Source organism: Candidatus Paceibacterota bacterium, from assembly GCA_041660505.1.
Taxonomy (GTDB): Bacteria; Patescibacteriota; Minisyncoccia; order Phycocordibacterales; family JACRKE01; genus JBAZWG01.
In genome coordinates this window covers 226,487-245,992 of sequence record JBAZWG010000001.1, presented here as the reverse complement: position 1 = coordinate 245,992, position 19,506 = coordinate 226,487, and the positions used below count along the sequence as shown (strand labels likewise).

19 protein-coding genes and 1 tRNA gene are annotated in these 19,506 nt (G+C 48.8%); 19 read left to right on the top strand and 1 reads right to left on the bottom strand.

The window, feature by feature from the left end; genetic code table 11:
* Nucleotides 1-8 precede the first annotated feature (8 nt).
* The 17 genes from WC764_01365 (at nucleotide 9) to WC764_01285 (ending at nucleotide 17,948) form a co-directional block, all read left to right on the top strand.
* Nucleotides 9-1,502 carry a hypothetical protein gene (locus WC764_01365; GenBank protein ID MFA6006356.1) on the top strand — a complete coding sequence of 498 codons (1,494 nt, stop codon included), beginning with the start codon at nucleotides 9-11 and terminating at the stop codon, nucleotides 1,500-1,502.
* A 56-nt stretch (nucleotides 1,503-1,558) separates the two neighbouring features.
* Nucleotides 1,559-2,347 carry a 30S ribosomal protein S2 gene (gene rpsB, locus WC764_01360; protein MFA6006355.1) on the top strand — a complete coding sequence of 263 codons (789 nt, stop codon included), beginning with the start codon at nucleotides 1,559-1,561 and terminating at the stop codon, nucleotides 2,345-2,347.
* 98 nt (nucleotides 2,348-2,445) lie between these two features.
* The gene (gene tsf, locus WC764_01355) at nucleotides 2,446-3,039 is read left to right on the top strand and encodes an elongation factor Ts (GenBank protein MFA6006354.1); all 594 of its coding nucleotides are present in this window, start codon (nucleotides 2,446-2,448) and stop codon (nucleotides 3,037-3,039) included.
* A 22-nt stretch (nucleotides 3,040-3,061) separates the two neighbouring features.
* Nucleotides 3,062-3,433 carry a hypothetical protein gene (locus WC764_01350; GenBank protein ID MFA6006353.1) on the top strand — a complete coding sequence of 124 codons (372 nt, stop codon included), beginning with the start codon at nucleotides 3,062-3,064 and terminating at the stop codon, nucleotides 3,431-3,433.
* A 97-nt stretch (nucleotides 3,434-3,530) separates the two neighbouring features.
* Nucleotides 3,531-3,605: transfer RNA gene (locus tag WC764_01345), tRNA-Thr, on the top strand.
* A gap of 18 nt (nucleotides 3,606-3,623) precedes the next feature.
* Nucleotides 3,624-4,757: a hypothetical protein gene (locus WC764_01340; GenBank protein MFA6006352.1), complete on the top strand. Its 1,134-nt coding sequence runs from the start codon at nucleotides 3,624-3,626 to the stop codon at nucleotides 4,755-4,757.
* Between the two features lie 58 nt (nucleotides 4,758-4,815).
* Nucleotides 4,816-6,861 carry a DNA topoisomerase subunit B gene (locus WC764_01335; GenBank protein ID MFA6006351.1) on the top strand — a complete coding sequence of 682 codons (2,046 nt, stop codon included), beginning with the start codon at nucleotides 4,816-4,818 and terminating at the stop codon, nucleotides 6,859-6,861.
* Complete coding sequence (gene tgt, locus WC764_01330) at nucleotides 6,854-8,107, top strand: tRNA guanosine(34) transglycosylase Tgt (protein ID MFA6006350.1); 1,254 nt, start codon at nucleotides 6,854-6,856, stop codon at nucleotides 8,105-8,107. Before WC764_01335 ends, tgt begins: the two co-directional genes overlap by 8 nt.
* A 10-nt stretch (nucleotides 8,108-8,117) precedes the next feature.
* Nucleotides 8,118-10,175 (top strand): S9 family peptidase, encoded by a 2,058-nt coding sequence (locus WC764_01325; protein ID MFA6006349.1) that lies wholly within the window; start codon nucleotides 8,118-8,120, stop codon nucleotides 10,173-10,175.
* A 197-nt stretch (nucleotides 10,176-10,372) separates the two neighbouring features.
* A complete protein-coding gene (locus WC764_01320) occupies nucleotides 10,373-11,092 on the top strand; it encodes a hypothetical protein (protein ID MFA6006348.1) in 720 nt (239 codons plus the stop codon).
* A 329-nt stretch (nucleotides 11,093-11,421) separates the two neighbouring features.
* Complete coding sequence (locus WC764_01315) at nucleotides 11,422-11,547, top strand: hypothetical protein (protein ID MFA6006347.1); 126 nt, start codon at nucleotides 11,422-11,424, stop codon at nucleotides 11,545-11,547.
* A gap of 487 nt (nucleotides 11,548-12,034) precedes the next feature.
* Entirely contained in the window at nucleotides 12,035-12,871 is an 837-nt protein-coding gene (locus WC764_01310; protein ID MFA6006346.1) for a reverse transcriptase/maturase family protein, read from the top strand.
* A 50-nt stretch (nucleotides 12,872-12,921) separates the two neighbouring features.
* The gene (locus tag WC764_01305; protein MFA6006345.1) at nucleotides 12,922-13,152 is read left to right on the top strand and encodes a DUF4258 domain-containing protein; all 231 of its coding nucleotides are present in this window, start codon (nucleotides 12,922-12,924) and stop codon (nucleotides 13,150-13,152) included.
* The gene (locus WC764_01300; protein ID MFA6006344.1) at nucleotides 13,142-13,369 is read left to right on the top strand and encodes a DUF2283 domain-containing protein; all 228 of its coding nucleotides are present in this window, start codon (nucleotides 13,142-13,144) and stop codon (nucleotides 13,367-13,369) included. The genes WC764_01305 and WC764_01300 overlap by 11 nt, the downstream gene beginning before the upstream one ends.
* A 172-nt stretch (nucleotides 13,370-13,541) precedes the next feature.
* Nucleotides 13,542-14,801, top strand: a complete 1,260-nt coding sequence (gene serS / locus WC764_01295; GenBank protein MFA6006343.1) for a serine--tRNA ligase — start codon at nucleotides 13,542-13,544, stop codon at nucleotides 14,799-14,801.
* Nucleotides 14,801-15,667 (top strand): hypothetical protein, encoded by an 867-nt coding sequence (locus WC764_01290; GenBank protein ID MFA6006342.1) that lies wholly within the window; start codon nucleotides 14,801-14,803, stop codon nucleotides 15,665-15,667. Before serS ends, WC764_01290 begins: the two co-directional genes overlap by 1 nt.
* Entirely contained in the window at nucleotides 15,639-17,948 is a 2,310-nt protein-coding gene (locus WC764_01285; GenBank protein MFA6006341.1) for a CapA family protein, read from the top strand. Before WC764_01290 ends, WC764_01285 begins: the two co-directional genes overlap by 29 nt.
* A 56-nt stretch (nucleotides 17,949-18,004) precedes the next feature.
* Here WC764_01285 and WC764_01280 read toward each other — a convergent pair whose 3' ends face one another.
* Nucleotides 18,005-18,253: a hypothetical protein gene (locus WC764_01280; GenBank protein MFA6006340.1), complete on the bottom strand. Its 249-nt coding sequence runs from the start codon at nucleotides 18,251-18,253 to the stop codon at nucleotides 18,005-18,007.
* Here WC764_01280 and WC764_01275 point away from each other — a divergent pair.
* Nucleotides 18,252-18,944 carry a hypothetical protein gene (locus WC764_01275; protein MFA6006339.1) on the top strand — a complete coding sequence of 231 codons (693 nt, stop codon included), beginning with the start codon at nucleotides 18,252-18,254 and terminating at the stop codon, nucleotides 18,942-18,944. The two genes, WC764_01280 and WC764_01275, sit on opposite strands and share 2 nt — an antisense overlap.
* 153 nt (nucleotides 18,945-19,097) lie before the next feature.
* Nucleotides 19,098-19,502, top strand: a complete 405-nt coding sequence (locus tag WC764_01270) for a hypothetical protein (GenBank protein MFA6006338.1) — start codon at nucleotides 19,098-19,100, stop codon at nucleotides 19,500-19,502.
* The last annotated feature ends 4 nt before the right edge of the window (nucleotides 19,503-19,506 follow it).

Genomic DNA, 19,506 nt, shown 5'->3' with positions numbered 1-19,506 from the left:
TTTCTAGTATGAAATTATTCACAAAGGGTGCGGGCCAAAGTAAGCTCGTACTTTCGGTCGGTCTCGCAACCCTAATTCTGGTCTTGGGCGTTATTTCATACGACCGCCAAATAGGCACAGTAAGCGCCGGCACCGAGCATAACCTATCTGGCTGGGCGTGGAGCGACAACATAGGCTGGATAAGCTTCAACTCTCTAAATGGTTACAGCCCGGGAGTGAATTACGGAGTGAATGTTGAAGGCGGGGTACCGAATTCGGGAAACGCTTTGAATGGCGCGCTGACCGGTTATGCCTGGAGCGATAGTATTGGCTGGATAAAGTTCAGTCCCGGAGGCACTGACCCTAGCGGCGGTACTGGATTAGCAAGCGTCTCTGATAACAAAATGCAAGGTTGGGCGAGGGCGTGCTCGGTATTCGCGAGCGGCTGCAGTGGTGCGCTCAAGGCAGACAGCGCTCTTGGTGGTTGGGATGGTTGGATTAAATTATCATCGAACACTCCTCCTCAATACGGAGTAACTTTTTATCCTAATAATGATGAATTCGGCTCAAACAATGGCAACGCCAACAGACTCGATGGCGCTAACGATTCGTTTGTTTGGGGCGACCTGAATGTTGGTTGGGTTGATTTCCACCCGTTGAAGTGTGATGTAGGCGATGATCCTTCGCTCTGCGGAGTTATTCTCGGCAGACCACAGCTTGGAGTAACATGTTCGGTTACCACTGACGGCAATAGTAGCGCATCTCCCGTTTTGCCAATCTGGACAGCTTATCCGCGCGGAGGGACCGGTAACTATAGTTATGAATGGATTGCCGAGAGAGATAATGTTACATGTACTCCTGATTTCCCAACCAACTCATCTGAAGTTAACAGGGTAATTGGTGGTAATCCTGGTAATAGAATGAAGTGTTCGACCGCGGCCGATACCGCAGGCAGTGTTAGAGCAAAAGTTGTTGTAACCAGTGGGTCTGATTCAAAAGAAAGTGATGATTATTGTGAGAATACCAATGGCGGTAGACGTGTTAATGTGAATGCGCCGGTAGCCGGTTATTCGCTAAGCGCCAATCCAAGCGCGGTGTCGGCACTGTTTAAAGGGGATATAAAAGCGACCACAAGCCCAGTTTCTATAATTAGTGTTATACCATTCGGTCCGCCGAATCCGGCGTTTACTGGCGCGATAACATTAAGCAAAGAATCATTAGTGCCTGATGCCACTGAGCTTGCCGCCCTAGGTTTGACGCAAAACGATATTGTATTCCAATTCAGCGACTCAATAACTGCTAATCCTACATCTTGGTTATACAAGAATTCTATAGACCCAGCAAAAACAGATCACGACTCATTAAATTCGAGTTATGCGCCGGTATCATTACAGGTGTATCTCAAAAAACATCCTAGTAGGAACGGCAGTTTCCAGGTGCAGGTTCTGGGTGGACCGGGCAGTGTTCATACTACATTGACAATCAATGTTGACAAGGGTACGTCAGGTGTCCAGGAACAATAAAGAACCATAGCCCCACTATTGCCTAAAGGCTGATTTTCTGATACGATAGCCGAACTATGACACAACCCACGGAAGCAGGTATTAAGGCGGTAGACAAGCTCTTCGAAGCTGGGGCTCATATCGCCTACACCCGTTCGCGTCGCCACCCTTCACAAAAAGCCAATATTTTTGGAGTTAAGAACAGAACAGAGATATTCGACCTCGAGAAAACCGAGGCCACACTTAAGAAAGCAGAAGACGCCGCTCGCGCATTGGGTAAGAGCCGTGGCCAGCTCCTCGTCGTCGGCACCAAGTTCGAGGCCCGCGCTATTGTTGATAAAGAATCAAAGGCCGCAGGGCTTCCATTTGTTACAGAACGCTGGATAGGTGGCACGCTTACGAACTTCACCGAGATCAAGAAGCGCATCGCAAGACTTGAGGATCTTACTATGCGTCGCGAGAAGAAACAACTCGGCATGTATACCAAGAAGGAGCGCCTCGGCTTCGACAAGGAGATCGACAAGCTCAATCGCTTCTTCGCAGGCATCGTTAACTTGAAAGGCATGCCCGCTGGACTCTATATTATCGACCCGCGCGAAGAGGTGACTGCTGTTGATGAAGCCCGACAGATGCATATACCGGTCATCGCCCTTGCTGGTTCAGATTGCGACATTTCTCGCGTTACCCATGTTATCCCCGCTAACGACGCATCGCGTGCTTCTATCGGATATATCACCAAGCGCATCCTCACGGCATATCTGGATGGTCTTGCATCGGCACCGGAGCTCGTCACCAAGCCGCTCGTTACGCACACGGGAGCAACGCTCGCAAATCCTTCAACCTCCACTTTGGCAAGCGCAGAGTAAGCGATAAGTTTCAAGTTTCGATTTTTAAGTTTTAATTCAATTTACAAATTGAAAATCTTAAAAATTAATTTAAAACTCAAAACTTAACATTTAAAACTATGAATATCACACCAGAGCAAATCAAAAGTTTGCGTGATGCAACAGGCATTTCAGTCATGCAGTGTAAGAAGGCACTTGAGGAAGCGGGCGGGGATTCTGACAAGGCAATAGAGATTTTAAAAAAGAAAAGCGGGGAAATTGCCATTAAAAAAGCCGACCGCACCCTAGGTGCCGGCACAATCGCGGCATATCTGCACGGCGGGCAGGTTGGTGCTATGGTAGAACTCCAGACCGAGACCGACTTCGTCGCGAAGAACGACGAGTTCAAGACATTGGCCTACGACATAGCCATGCACGTCGCCGCAAGTAATCCGCTTTATATTGACTCCGACTCTATTCCGGCAGAGGCGAAGGCAAAGGCCGAGGAACTTTATAAAGAAGAGGTAGAAAAGCTTGACAAGCCAGCGGATATGAAGTCTAAGATCATGGAAGGCAAGCTTAATGCCTACTTCGCCGAGCGTACCCTCTTGGCCCAACCATTCATAAAAAACCCTGATATTACGGTCTCCCAGCTCATCGAGCAGGGGACTCAGAAGTTTGGTGAGAAGATTCGTGTTGGTAAGTTCTCCCGAATGAAGGTGCTCGAGGCTTAATTTTTTGCTATACTGTAGGCATATGCAAATACTAATTTTTACGTCGTTACTGTCGTTTTTGGCACTCGTCGCGATGACCGGCAACAAGCTCTGGCACATTAAGACCGGCAAAATAGAAGAGCCGTACGATCTTCACCTCGTCGGCCCTATCGCCAAGGCGGCACACGTTCATGGTCTTAAGCTCTTCGCGCAGTTGCAGACCAAGCTAGAGCCAACACTCAAGCAAGCGTATAAAGATGTGATGCTTGTGGCTTATACGACAAGCGCTGCAATAGCCAAACGCTTCGCCAAAATCGCCAATGCCATAAAAGGGCGCGGTGAATTGCCGGAGAACAGAAGCGGTGCTTCGTTCATGCTTGCCTACGCGCAGAAGGAGAATGCTCTCGAAGAATAAGACGCCGAGGTGAGTCCTCCAGCAAGGGCGGAGGTCTCACCTCGGCGACAAAAAGGCTTCCGAAAATCCTAATATTATGTTAGGATTTTCTAATTACGCCGCCTTAGCTCAGTGGTAGAGCAACGCTTTTGTAAAGCGTGGGTCCTCGGTTCAAATCCGAGAGGCGGCTCCAAAAATAAGATAAAGTAATATGCAAGAAATAAACATAGATTTGAGCGAGGAGAAGAAACTACGAGAAGAGTTGAGCAAGCGTACAGACGCCGAGGCTCGGCGAATGGAGCGCTTTTTGAGTATGCCTGACTTATCTAGAACGCTGGGGAGTCCTCTTAATGAAATCGTGACGCGTGCGCTCAAAACCAAGAGCTTGAACGGTCTTGATATTATAAAAATTCCCGAGATAGTCTCGACTCACATTCTTTTTGACCTCTTCAATATGCCGCCGGAGCATCCGGCGCGCAGTAAGTCTGATACTTATTATGTCGATGATGACCACGTGTTGCGTACGCACGATACCGTATTCTGGTACTATTATCTTAATCATCCGGATATCAAGGCGCGCATCGCGAAAGGCGAGATGCTTGGTGCTGTTTGTCACGGCAAGGTTTACCGCAAGGATGAAATAGACCGCAAGCATATGAACGTCTTTCACCAGATTGGTGCCTTCTATCTTGCGCCTGATGACAAGAAGACGATAACCCCGCAGGATTTGAAGGACGCATTAAGCGAGATCGCTCGCAGTATCTTCGGCGAGAAGACAGAATTCAGATTCTATGATCACACCTTCCCATACACGGATCCCAGCTTCGAGATGGAGGCGAACATCAACGGCGAGTGGATAGAGATGGTCGGGTGCGGTATGGTGCGCAAGAGCGTCTTGGCCGAAATGGGGCTCACCGGCTATCACGGCTGGGCCTTCGGCTTCGGCATGGAACGCTTGGCAATCGCTTCGATGAAATTGCCAGACATCCGCTTACTCTGGTCCGATGATCCTCGGGTAACTAAGCAGCTAAAGCTTGGGCAAGAATTTGTGGAGGTGAGTAAGTATCCGCCTATCACACGCGATATTTCGTTTGTCGTTCCTGCCACATTTGTGCCTAACGATTACTTCGATCTCATTCGCGATATCGGCGGGGAATTGGTGGAGCAAGTGTCACTTCTTGATAAATATGAGAATGAAGAAAAGTTTGGAGCAGACAAGATGAGCTATACCTACCGCACCGTCTATCGCAGTATGGAGCGCACACTCGAGAGCAAAGAGGTAGATACTATCCACGCCAAAGTTGAGTCAGAGACCAAGAAGCAGTTCGGCGCCGAGGTGCGGTAAAATTCGATAGTTTTACACTCGCAGAATAGGGTAGAATATGCTATAATTACTGAACGTTATGGCAGAAAATAAAGATAAAAAGAAAGGCTTCGGTCACGAATATAGCGCCGAGAACATCACTGTTTTGGAGGGTTTGGAGCCGGTGCGGAAACGACCGGGCATGTATATCGGCTCGACCGGTACGGAGGGCTTGCATCACCTCGTCATAGAAATCTTCGACAACTCGCGCGATGAGGCGATGGGCGGCTTTGCCAATGAGATTGAGGTGGTCATTTTGCCGGGAGAAAAAATCAGAGTAACAGACAACGGCCGCGGTATACCGGTTGATATACACTCAAAGACCAAGGTCTCGGCGCTTGAGACGGTCATGACTACCTTGCATGCCGGCGGTAAATTTGATCAGGGCTCTTATAAGATTGCCGGTGGTTTGCACGGCGTAGGCGCATCTGTTGTGAACGCACTTTCTATTTGGACGAAAGTGGAGGTCCATAAAGATGGTACGGTTTACGAGCAAGAATATAAAATAGGCAAGAAGCTCTACAACGTGCGCAAGGCAGGAAAGACCAAACACCAGGGTACGGTCGTCACCTTCCACCCTGATCCGGCGATATTCTCCGAAACTATTTTTGATTGGAACAAACTCATCGGTCACTTTCGTCAACAGGCATATCTCGTCAAAGCCTTGCGTGTGCGTGTTATTGATGCACGAGGATATGAAGGCAAAATGGACTTGAACGGTGTCGGATACTTTACAGAGCTCGATATCGAAGCACCCTCGCAAACTTTTTATTTCGAAGGCGGTCTGCTCTCTTTGGTAAAATTTTACAATCTCCACGAGAAGCCGGTGCATAATAATGTCTTCTATATAGAGAAGGAGGTTAACGATATTCAAGTCGAGTGTGCTTTACAGTACATAGACGACATCAAGACGCGCGAGTTCACTTATGCCAACAGCACCTCGACGCCTGAAGGTGGGACACACTTGACCGGCTTCCGCACTGCGCTCACCCGCGTATTGAACGATTACGGTCGCAAGAATAACATCTTAAAAGAATCGGAAGATAACCTGACCGGCGATGATGTGCGCGAGGGTATCACAGCCGTTGTGTCCGTTAAACTTCACGACGCGCAATTCGAAGGCCAGACTAAGGCTAAGCTTGGATCGGTAGAAGCGCGTGGGGCGGTGGAGGCTGTCTTCGGCGAGGCGTTCGCGATGTTCCTCGAGGAGAATCCAGATGACGCTCGCGGGATGTTGAATAAAACTATCCTGGCCTTGAAGGCTCGCAAGGCGGCCAAGGCGGCGAAGGATAGTGTCTTGCGCAAGGGCGCTTTGGAGGGCATGACTTTGCCGGGCAAACTTTCTGACTGTCAATCGCGCAGTGCCGAGGAGTCGGAGGTGTTTATCGTAGAGGGAGATTCTGCAGGCGGTTCATCCAAGATGGGTCGCGATCGCAAGACACAGGCGGTCTTGCCTTTGAAGGGTAAAATATTAAATGTAGAACGCGCCCGACTCGACAAAATGCTTTCGTCAGTTGAGGTACGTTCTCTAATAATCGCCATGGGGACCGGCATTGCCGAGACGTTTGATATTTCAAAATTACGTTACCATAAAGTAATTATCGCAACAGATGCCGATGTTGACGGTGCGCACATTCGCACACTTCTGCTCACGTTATTTTACAGATACTTTAAACCGCTTATCGATGGTGGATATATTTACATCGCCCAGCCGCCACTCTATAAAATCACCAAAGGCAAGGAGATTAATTATGCTTACACAGAAGAAGACAAAGCTAAGTTCGTCGGCAACGAAGCGATGGTGATAGAAGAAGGGGAGGAACTCGTGAACGAAGACGAAGCCGAGGCCGAAAAAACAAAGAAAGGCCCGAAAGTCCGCGTGCAAAGATACAAAGGTCTTGGAGAGATGAATCCTGAAGAGCTCTGGGAGACCACGATGGATCCGGCCAAGCGCATACTTAAGCAAGTGACTATTGAGAATGCCGAAGAGGCCGACCAGACCTTCGATATGCTTATGGGTTCCGAGGTGCCACCGCGCAAATTATTTATCCAGACTCACGCCAAGATGGCCAATCTCGATGTCTAGCATGAACTTCCGTATCGAAAAGAAACTCAAGAATACTCTCGCGCGAGCGGGAGTTATTTCTACTTCGCATGGCGACATCCTGACGCCGTCATACATCGCGCCGGCCACCAAAGCGACGATTAAGGCGTTGCTACCAGAACAAGTAAAAGAGCTTGGAGCCGATGCTGTGCTCGCCAACACCTATCACTTATATCTACAACCGGGGAGTGAGCTCGTTAAAAAAGCCGGCGACTTGCATAAATTCATGAATTGGCCGGGGCCGACCTTTACCGACTCGGGCGGATTCCAAGTGTTCTCACTAGGTGCGAGCTTCGGCAAAGGGATTGGGAAAATTTTGAATTCTGAACCAGGAAGGTTGAACCTTGAGCATCCAAAAGGTTCAACCTTATCGGTACCAAAAGAATCTCTCGTAAAAATCACCGAAGACGGCGTCGAGTTCCGCTCGCATATAGACGGCTCTAAACATTTCTTCACACCAGAGAAGTCGATGCAGATCCAGCACGACTTGGGCGCTGATATTATCCTCGCCTTCGACGAATGCACCTCACCGACCGAATCATATGAGTATCAGAAACAGTCATTAGAAAGAACGCATCGCTGGGCTGAAAGAAGTCTTGCCGAGCATAGAAGGTTAAACCTTCTAGATGCCCAAGGTTTAACCTTAGAAAATCCGCAGGCTTTATTTGGAATAGTTCAGGGAGGTAGGCATCAGGATTTAAGAGAGTTAAGCGCAAAGAAAATTAGTTCCATGAATTTCGACGGCTATGCCATCGGTGGATCATTTGATAAAGCAGATATGGGTACGGCAGTGAGCTGGGTGAATAAAATCTTGCCCGAAGATAAACCGCGACATTTGCTTGGCATAGGCGCAGTAGAAGATTTATTCCTGGGTGTCGAAAACGGCGTCGACACTTTCGATTGTGTCAGCCCCACGCGAGAAGCGCGCAATGGCGCGCTGTACACCAAGCAAGGCCGTATCAGTGTGTTGAATGCAAAGTATAGAACAGACTTAACGCCGATAGAACCAGACTGCGTCTGCTACACCTGCAAGCATTATACCAGCGCCTATCTTGCGCATCTATTCAGAGCCAACGAACTGATTGCGTACACACTAGCCTCTATTCATAATTTATTTTTCTTTGTTAACTTAGTAAAAAATATCAGGCAGTCTATTTTGAATGACACATTTTTAGACCATAAATCACAGTTTTTGAGGGCTTATCAAGGAGGTGATTTTGTGGTATAATAACAAAACTATGTTCAGCACTTCGGAATACGTGAAAAAGGGGATTACGCCACCGGTCGCCAAACGGCTGGATTTTGCTCATGACTATCATGGCGAAAAATATGAGGACAAATATAACTGGCTTAAGGATATTAACGACCCCGATACGCTTAAATATATCAAGACAGAAAATTCATACGCCGATGCGGTGATGGCAGAGACCAAAGAGCTACAGACGAAATTATATAAAGAGATGCTCGGCCGGATTAAAGAAACAGACATGTCGGTGCCCGAAAGAATAGATATTTTTTATTACTACTTACGCACCGAAGAAGGCAAGCAGTATCCCGTCTACTGTCGTAAACCGATTGATAGTGAAGTAGAGCAAATTCTTTTGGATGAGAATGAACTGGCGAAAGATCACGAATTCTTTTCTATCGGCACATTATCAGTCTCGCCGGATCATAAAATTCTGGCCTACGCCGTTAATACTTCAGGTGACGAAATCTACACTTTATATTTCAAGAATTTAGAGACAGGCGAACTGTTTGCCGATACCGTAACTGGTGTCGCTGCGAACTTCGAATGGGCAAATGATAACGCAACTTATTTCTATTCCGTACTTGATGAGACCAAGCGCCCGGCGGAGATACATCGGCGCAAACTCGGGAATGAGGCTGGTGCGCTTATATATAAAGAAGAAGATTCACGCTTCGTGACCTATGTGTCGAAGAGCCGGAGCGAGAAATATCTCTTTATTAATTCCGACGGCTATACAACGAGCGAGACGCAATACATGGATGCAGATAAACCGGAAGAGAAATTTTCTGTATTTATACCGCGCGCGCAGGATATAGAGTACGATGTAGAGCATCATGAGGCGGGTGTGTATATTATCACCAACGAGAACGCAATAAACTTTAAAGTCCTTTTTGCGAAGAGCTTCGACGCGCCGAAAAGTTCTTGGGTGGAATTCGTCCCGCATAATGACGACGTGACGATTAACGATGTAGATGCCTTTAAAAATTTCATCGTTCTCGAAGGACGCAAACACGGCCTGCAATTCCTAAAGATCTATGATCTGGAGAAGAAGAGCTGGCGCGACATTACTTTCGACGATGCTTCTTATGCCTTTGGTGTCGGCAGTAATCCGGAATATGACTCGGAAACTTTACGCTTCACCTACTCGTCACTGCGCACACCGTCAACTGTGTATGATTATGATATGCGCACTCACGAACGCACCGTACGCAAGCAGGAGGAAGTCGTCGGCGGTTATGACTCATCTTTATATACAGTAGAACGCTTCGACGCGACGTCTCACGATGGGACAAAAGTTCCTGTCTCCATTTTTTATAAAACCGCGCTCATAAAAAAAGATGGAGCTAGCCCGACACTGCTTACGGCTTACGGTGCTTATGGAATTTCGTACGATTTATGGTTTTCTTCGACGAGGCTCTCGCTTGCCGATCGCGGTTATGTTATGGCCTTCGCCAACCCGCGCGGGGGAGGTGAGCTTGGCCGGCGCTGGTATCATGAAGGCAAATTTCTAAAAAAGAAAAACACTTTTCTCGACTTTATCGCCTCTGCTGAAGAGTTGATTAAAAGAAAATACACTAAACCGGAAAAGTTGATCGCGGCTGGCGGTAGTGCTGGGGGCTTGCTCATGGGCGCTGTAGCCAATCTGCGACCGGAGCTCTTCCGTGCCGTCGTGGCACATGTGCCATTCGTCGACAGTCTTAACACGATGATGGATTCATCCCTACCTCTGACTGTAGGTGAATATGAAGAATGGGGCAATCCGAACGAGCGCGCCTACTTTGACTACATCAAATCTTACGCGCCGTACACCAATCTTGAGGCAAAGGCCTACCCGCATATGCTCGTCCTCGGCGGGATGAACGACGCCCGCGTCGCTTATTGGGAGCCGGCCAAATGGGTCGCCAAACTCCGCGCCCTTAAAACCGATGACAACGTTATTTTGTTAAAAACTCACCTAGGAGCCGGCCACGGCGGTCCATCAGGCCGTTACAACGCTCTACGTGAACTGGCCTTCGAGTATGCCTTCATCTTGCGGGTATTGGAGTAGCACACGGGGGAGTCTTGTGTGCTATAAAAATAATAGTACATAACTTGTTACGGCCGTGCCAAGTTGTGTACTAAGCGAAAAAACCTATCTTGACAGATTGTAAATTATTGTATAATATAAAACCAGCTGAACGCTTGCGGTTTTATGGCAAATAGTTTGCCGGAAAGCCAAAGGCATTGAAATAAAGGAGGCTGGCTATGTCTGACGGACAGGCCGGTAACAACACGAAGTTCGACCTTTTGGTCGACTTCACGGCGAAGCTCAAGGCGGGTGCCTTGAGCGAGGAAGAGGTCAAGCTCTTCCTCCAGCGTCGGAACCCGTTCAAGCTCGAGCGCGCAGGCACGGGGCCGCGCGCGCTCGGCGGGCGGGCACGCAAGAAGTTGCTCACCCCGTGGATTGCCTATTGGGGCGATCTCTACAAGGTCAAACTCGACCTGCGTGAGCTCGCCATCCCCGTCACGCGTCCGGGCTTCGGTCGCCTCATCATCGAGGCACCGGGCGTCACCATCAACCGGAGGTTCGACGTCTGCGCCAAGCAGTTCACCTGCTGGCGCTACACGGCCGACCTCGACGCGTCGGTGACGCGGAACGACCGTTTCGGCACCGAAAAGCCCCACGCCATCTGGGTGCGGGACGGCGTTGAGGCAGACGCCGAGTGGAAGAACTGCTCCGCCAACGACCTCGAGGACAAGAAGGTACAGGGCATCAGCTTGCCCGAGCGCCTTGACCTGGAGCTCAAGTACTTCCTCGAAACGGGGAAGCATTTGGACAGCGTGAACATCACGCTGTGCTCGGGCTCGCGCTATTCCGGCGGCTACGTCCCGCTCGTGTACTGGTACTACGGCAAGCTGAGCGTCCACTGGTACGACGCGGACGGTGCGCACGAGCACCTGCGTGCCCGTGAGGTCGTTTCGTAACACTTGCCTCCTTTTTATTTTGTACACTTTTCGAACCCTGTTTGCCTCTGGCAAATGGGGTTCGATTCTTTTATACTACTAATCTGGCTCATACAATCGGTCTCGCATAAAAAACGAGATATCGGTTTGCCACAGTCTATACGAAACTACGTGCCTCATGCTGGCGAGGATGTCTTGCAAAAATAATTTTGCAGTCTGCCTCCAAACAGAGCTGCCTCGGCGCAGTACCGCGAGAAACGGGAACAGGCGACTTTGCAAAAGACCGCCAGTGAAGTGGATGGCATGAGGCAACACATGGCTCGCGCAATTCCGACGGCAACGTCCCGAACGTGAACTGGAACTACGACAAGCTGAACGTCAACTGGTACAACACGGACAATGCGAACGAGAACCTGCGTACCCGTGAGATAGTCTCGCCAAGCGGAGTCGCATTACTGCGGCTCCTTTTTGGTTAGAGACTCAAGCCACTTATAGGACATCTTGGAACATTCGATAAGGAATTCTGATAACATCAAATAATCTTTCTGCTCAATACTGCCCAATTCGTGTGCCACGCGGATAAGCTGTTTGCATACTTCAATTTCAATACGCAAGCGTGTTATGAAAGGAGGCTTTTGTTCCGGTTTTGATAAGGCGGCCGTAATAGCAATCCGCAGACAGAGCAAGACTAACGTCTCGAGCTGTTGGTATATTCCGAACCTATCTCGCTTCGGCATCCGCTTGCCGACAATATATAAACTCCGATATACTTCACGAATCTTATGAACCAAGGGGATTTGGAGAGTGCCGGGGGGGGGTCTTATTAGTGGAATTTTCGATCATGTATTTGAACGGATTATTTCACTCGAAAATCTATTTGCCGCATGGCGCGAGTTTAAACGAGGCAAGACGAAAAAGCAAGACGTTCAGGAATTTGAATTCCGACTCGAAGATAATCTGTTTTTGCTCCACGAACAGCTAAAAAACAAAACATACGAGACCGGCCGGTATGAAGCGTTCTACGTCCGCGATCCGAAACTCCGGCACATCCACAAAGCAACGGTCTTTGATCGCGTACTACACCAAGCAATTTTCCGAGTCTTGTATCACCAATTCGATCAGCATTTTATCTTCGACTCCTACTCATGCCGGTTTCGCAAGGGAACGCATGCGGGAGTCGAGCGACTGCATGCGTTCGGCCGAAGAGTTAGTGCGAATAATAATCAGCTCGCGTATGTGCTCAAATGCGATATTCGCAAGTTTTTCGATACTATCGATCACGAAATTTTGCTTAGACTACTGTCTCATGTTATCCACGGAGAAGATACTAAGTGGCTAATCAAAAAAATCATCGGCAGTTTTGAAAAAATACAAGGCAAGGCAATACCGCTCGGCAATGTGACGAGCCAACTGTTTGCCAATGTGTACCTGAATGAGCTGGATCAGTTCGTAAAACATATCCTTAAACAAAAGTACTACATTCGTTACTGCGATGATTTCGTTATACTTTCACAAAGTCATACAGAGCTTGAGGCTTTATTGCCTCGTGTCAACGTTTTTTTGCAAGAAAAACTAAAGCTCTCACTTCATCCGAAAAAAGTTTCGATTTCTAAACTACGGCAAGGAATTGATTTTCTCGGTTATGTGCAGTTTCCAAATCATCGCATTTTGCGAACAAAGACTAAAAAACGAATGTTTCGGAATATAGTAGGAAAAGAATATAATCCTGATGTAATACAGTCATATGTCGGGCTACTCAAACATTGCAATGGACATGGCATACAAAAAACAATTGGCTAAAAAACGCACTCACCGCTTCTATTTTGGCCAGTTTGTGATAGAATACCCCTATGACCGTCATCTATACGGAACACGCAAAAGAGCGAATGGCTGAACGGTCAATCACCGAGAAAATGGTGAACGAAGGGCTAGAGCACCCAGATGAGAAAATAGTAGGACACGATGAACGAGAAGTAATCTTTAAGAAGTTAAAAGCAGGGACAATAAAAATAGTTTGTAAACCGGAGGGAAAGCATACGATTATCATCTCAACCATTTGGCACAAAACATATGAAAATTAGCTACGACACAACAGCCGATGCGCTGTACATAAAACTTCGAGAAGGGAAGTTCTTGGAAAATGAAGAACCAACAGACGGTGTGATTTTTGACATTGGTGAAGACAAGTCACTGCTCGGCATTGAGATTTTGGAAGCAAGCAAAAAGCTGTCGCTGAATGACCTTTCGCATATCGATATTCAAGTACCGTTTGCAACATCAAAATTGGTGCCGGCCTAATGGCGTTATGGCACAAGACTGCCTTGTGTAGTTATACCGACAGAAGTTCGACCTTATCGGACATCTGAAAGGTCGAACCTCAAAATGCACTACACATCGGGCGCATATTTTGGTATAGTGTGTCTTGTATTCGCTTTCCTAAAAACTACAAACTACCAACTAAAAACTAGTCATGTTAGACATTAAATTTATCCGCGAAAATGCGGACTTGATAAAGGAGGCGGCGCGGAAGAAACGCGTCAAATTGGATCTTGAGAAATTAATCACTGCCGACGATAAACGGCTTGCTTTGCTCCGCGAAGTCGAGGGTATGCGCGAGAAGCAGAATGCCACGTCCACCTTGGTGGCAGGGGCGACTGACGGTGGAGTCCGCGAAGGGCTTATTGCAGAAATGAAGGTACTCAAAGAAACTCTTCAGAAAAAGGAAGAAGAGTTGCGCGAAATAATGAAAGAATGGCACACGTTGATGCTAGAAGTACCGAACGTGCCGGATATCTCCGTACCGGAGGGCGAGAGCGACGAGCAGAATGTGGAGACGAAGGTCTGGGGAGAAAAGACCAAATTCGAATTCACGCCTAAAAGCCACATCGAGATAATGGAGAAGTTGGATATGCTCGACATCGACCGCGGGGTGAAGATCGCGGGCTTCCGCGGGTATGTGCTCAAGAATGCCGGAGTCAATCTGTCGCTGGCAATCTGGCAGTTGGCACTTAAATTCTTCAGCGAAAAAGGTTTCTCGCCGATGATAATCCCGTCACTCGTTAAGCGCGAAGCATTGCTCGGTACAGGATTTCTCCCGCAAGGAGAAGAGGATTTGTACAAGACGCAGGACGGCAACTTCCTTGCCGGCACGGCAGAGGTGGGCACGATGGGATATTTCATGAATGAAGTCATCGACCTTTCCAAACCCAAGAAATGCATATCATTCTCGCCATGCTTTCGTAGGGAAGCGGGGAGTCATAGTAAGGACGTGAAGGGTCTCATTCGCGTGCATGAATTTTATAAATGGGAGCAAGTGATTCTCTGTGAGGCGAATCATGAAGCGTCGGTCAGGTATCATGAAGAATTGAACAGAAATACGGAAGAGTTTATCGAGCTTCTCGGTATTCCGTATCACACAGTAGTTAACTGTGGTGGTGACCTCGGCCTCGGCCAAGTTAAAAAATATGACGTCGAGCTCTGGGTCCCGATGGAGCAGAAATATCGCGAGATAAGCTCCGCGTCATACTTCCACGATTTCCAGACCAGACGGTTGAATATCAAATACCGCGACCAAGAAGGCAAACTTAAATACGCGCATTCATTGAACTGCACGGCCATCCCGACTCCGCGCATATTGGTCTCGCTTGTGGAGAACTATCAGCAAGCCGACGGCAGTATCAACATTCCGGAAGTTTTACGAAAGTACACCGGATTTGATACAATCAAGTAATGGTTGTTATCCGCGGGCGCGCCATTACGGCGATCAAGAAAGAACAGCGGCAGAAGAAGCTGAAGCGCTCCGGTATCACGGCCGGCCTGGTTTTGCTTAATATTATTATTTACTTGCTCGCACTGGCACTGGCCTTCCGCTTACCGGTATTACGTATCGAAACAGTGGCGGTGCAAGGAGTAGTAGGATCGCGCGAGACAGAAGTGTCGAGCACTGTCACCGGATTACTTAAACAGAACACATTTCTTATTTTCCCTCGTTATACAATGATATCTTCGCCCGGTAGTATGACTGCCGACTTGATGAAAGCCGTGCCTTGGGTCGAGAAAGCAACTATTGCTCTCGAGTCGCCACACGGGGTGCGCATTTCGGTCACAGAGCGCACGCCGGTCTATATAGTCTGCGGACCGGATGGTATTTGCTATTACGCCGATCGCAACACGCTCGTTTTCGCGCCTGCGCCGGCTCTCTCGGCCCCTGTTTATCCGGAGCTCCGTTCGCCGCGTCTGGCATCGTCAACACTTATGATGACAAATGTATTTAATGATGATGTGCCGGAAAAACTCCGTAAATTAATTGAATTATTCAGCGCGCAGAATTTGAGCATAAGTTCGTTCGAGGAAACAGATGAGGGCTCGTTCCGTGTGTTTATAAAAAACGGCTGGTACGTATTGTTCACCAAGGATCAATCGGCGCAAGATGTTGCCGACAGTCTGCGGGCGACAATAGCTAGCGCGCGATTTGCAGGTGAATACGTAGGCCATCCTCATTCGCTTGAATATATAGATGTGCGGCTCGGCGACAAAGTATTTTATAAATTTAAAGGGACAGGCTCCAATGCAACGACAACATCTGCTCACAACTAGTATCGTTGCTATATTGGCGCTCGCTATCGGCTTCGGCCTTTCTGGATTATTGTTTCGCGGTAGTGATATATCGGGTAAGGATCTGCTCATGACGAACAGCGCCAAGCTTGCCAACTTCGCCGGACTTGGCAAACTCACTTATCGCGATTCTTTGCCACCGAAGACGGGGCATGCCGCGATAATCGATCTCGACAAGAATGATATTACGCTTTACGAGGGCGGCCTCATCAGTGACACCTACGCACTTGTCTCTACTGGCGCCATCGGCTCGCCATGGGAGACTCCGGCCGGACGATATAAGGTGCTCGTTAAAGAAATCTCTCATTCGTCTCCGCTCGCCAAGATGAATTTCCCCGATGCGGTGCAGATATTCGGCAACACCTTCATCCATGGTGACCCATACAAAACAAAGCCTGGTGACAGCCCTAAAAACACGTTCGGGTCGATACATCTCAAATCGGCTGATGCTGCGGCCGTATATCGCTTCTTGAGCACCGGAGACGTGGTGATAGTAAAGACAAAAAAGGAGTCAACCTTCGTCTCCGTCGAACGCTTGGCTTCTATCGGTGCGCTCATTCCGGCTTACACAGCCGTTCCAAAGTCGGTCTTGCGCCTAAACTCGCTCTCCTATTACATCGCCGACTTGGATACCGGCGAGGTAATTATGAATCGCGATGAAGACAAAACACGTTCGATAGCGTCAATTTCTAAATTATTCACGACACTTGTCGCGACAGAAGACTATTCTAAAGATAACGTGGTGCAGGTGAGCCAACGCGCGCTAACGACGCTCGGTACCGAAGGAGAACTATTTGTCGGCGAACGTATGGGCGTAAACGACGCGCTTTACCCGCTTCTCTTGGAATCATCGAACGACATGGCCGAGGCCATTGCAGAGTCGTTTGGCCGCGACCAGTTCATCGCCAAGATGAATGAGAAGGCAAAGACGCTCAAGCTTGCGCATACTTCATTCGGCGACCCATCGGGGCTATCGTCTCACAACGTCTCTTCGGCCAAAGATCTTTTCACTCTTGCACAATATCTCTACAAATTCCGCCCCGATGTACTGAACATTGCGAAGACCTATAGCTACACGCTCAAGAGTCCTGAAGGTGCGGCGCGACATGTTTGGACCAATCATAATAAATTCGTTCTGGCCAAAGATGACAGATATATTGGCGGCAAGACTGGCTATATCGATGAGTCGGGGCTGACCTCGGTCTCGTTATTTTCATTACCCTTGGCAGAATTCAGTAAGAAGAACATCGGCATCGTCCTTTTGAATAGTGCCAACCGCGACCGCGATAATAAACTAATTCTCAATCAGCTTTATGATAGCTTGGTGTACGACAAGGGTGTCACTCTGCGCACGGTGGCTAAAATTCCGACCGAATCACTCTTCGCCAATGAAGATGCAAAGGATCGCGCCTCTCTGATCTTCCTCGGCACGATAGCGTTACCGAAAAATACATTGCCGAAGAGTTCAACTGACTTCATGAAATATTTTGCGAACAGCGGATTTCTAAAAGACTCAAATGTGGGAATAACTTCGATAATCGGTCCGGTCTCTGACGTTGGCTATGATCTCGGGAGTCACCCGTCTTTTAAAGCGCCATCCGGTTTTGCCAAGACGCTTCACGATGCCGGCGTTACTGTCGCATCGCTCGCAACCAGCCACGCGGGTGATTGGGGCAGGGGGGCGATTGGCGATACTGTCACGACACTGGCTAGCGCCGGAGTAACGCCGGTCGGTATCGGCAGAGACGCAACCGAGGCCGGCGTCTTGCGGACACAGACCGTAAGCGGTATGACCGTCGGATTTTTGAATGTCGCCATTGGCGCGCCGGCTTGGCTTTCGTCACCCTCGAATGTTCCGGTTATAAATTCAATCGATCCGGCGGACATTTCTTCGTTTCTCGAGACTGTTCGCAATTCGGCCGCAAAAGTACAATTCCTCGCGGTTATCTATAATGCGAACGCAGGCGCCGAGAGTATCGATGAAGTTGGTGCCAGCGTATTTGCCAAGAGCCTCATTGATGCCGGTGCGAAGATAGTGATAGGCGTCGGCCCGCACGAGGTCGGCAGTATCGAAAGGTACAAAGACGGCGTCATCGCCTATAGCCTTGGCGACTTCATTTATGACCCGGCGCTCCTCACTAAGCCGTTCCAGGGGATAGCGCTCGAAGTCCTCCTCCAAGGAGGCGAAATAATAGAAACCAACGGCGCCATAGTCAAGGCTGACGAGCGCGGGATCCCGTATCTGTCGGAAGACGACCTGTAAGGGCGGCAAGGACTCACCTCTTCCCGCTCCGCTCCTTGAGGAGAGACCTTGCCGTCTTAATATTCTGTCGCCGAGGTGAGTCCTCCGGTAAAAGCGGAGGTCTCTCCTCGGCGACCAAGCATCCTCGGGTCAAATGGTGGGAAATGAGCCACTGGGGTCGAGTTGTTCTCTTGTTGGCAGTATGCTATAACAACCTTGATACGGTCACTCGCCTCTGGGGGAACATGGAACAGTACGTCTCCACCCACGGAGGAATTAGGGCTTTTGGGAATCATTCCCATTGGCTGGAAAAGGAGTTTTGTCATGGTTAAGCCAAGGATACCGCGTAAGTCGGTGTCGCAAGGGCAAACGGAGTTTCTCCAGATTCGGTTTTCCTATTTGTATGGGAGACTGGACGGAGAGCTCGCACAGCGACTGCTCGACAACGAGGAAGCACTCGAATACTTGCTTCTCAGCAAGATCAACCTCTGTAGCTTTCTTGCAGAGACCGGTTTGCCGATTGAAGTGGGTTCGGCTACACCACACACCCAGAAACTGCTCGCCGCCTGTCGCCTCAACTACATCGAGGATGGATTCAGTGAGAGGTTCAACTGGGAAATGCCGTGCGTCTCGGAAGGTGTCAACGCCGGCAACAGAATCGTCTTTGAGCCGATTGAGCTAGGCGACGAAGGCTATCACGCGGAGACCCCACGAGATCTCGTCAACCAGATGTATAAGAAGGATAGGGAGCGCACCGGGCGGGGAGACAGCGATCTGTCTCCCATCAGCTTGCGCGAGGCCTACCTTTTCGTTGCAAGCTTTCCCTGGTTTTGCGAAAAACGGTACCTGTTCATTCCATGGGTAAACGACCGAGGAATGAATGATACGGTGAGTAGATTCCCTATGTTTGCCAATCGCGCCGGTAGAAGTCTCGAAAGCGTCAGCATTCATGACTTCATCGAGCAGCGTTACTTCGATAACGCCTACGTGCTCGCAAAGCGCGAAAAGCGTTCGTAGTCCGAGTACTTGGCCAAGACAATTTTTAGTTCTTCGAGGAATTTCCTCAACCAGCCGTTCCTCGTGAGCGGCTGTGTTTTATTTCAGATACCTTTTTGTGGCCGAGGTCTCTTAATTTTATACACAGCGTTTGCGTGGCGGCAGTGATATAATATGGTCATGCCTATCGCCTTGCTTCTCCCCAATTATCTCATTTGGCATTACACCAAAGGGCTCAAAGAATTGCTCGTAAACTGGGGGCATATTTTGTATTTTGTGATTCATTATTTTTCGATACCGAATCTTTTGCTCACTCTCATTTCGCCTTGGAAACGCATGAACGAAGGTGCCTCACACACCATCAATCCGGGCGCTATCATGGAGCACGTGATATTCAACAGCATTATGCGGGTCGTCGGCCTGCTCATCAGAACCGTCACTATCGTCATCGGTCTGGTCGCAACGGCTTTAGTGATAGTCGGCGGAGTTGGAATGATATTGCTCTGGATGCTCTTGCCAATATTTTTGATTATTCTGGTATTTGCCGGATTCACGTTTATCTTCAGGCCAATAGCCTAAGAAC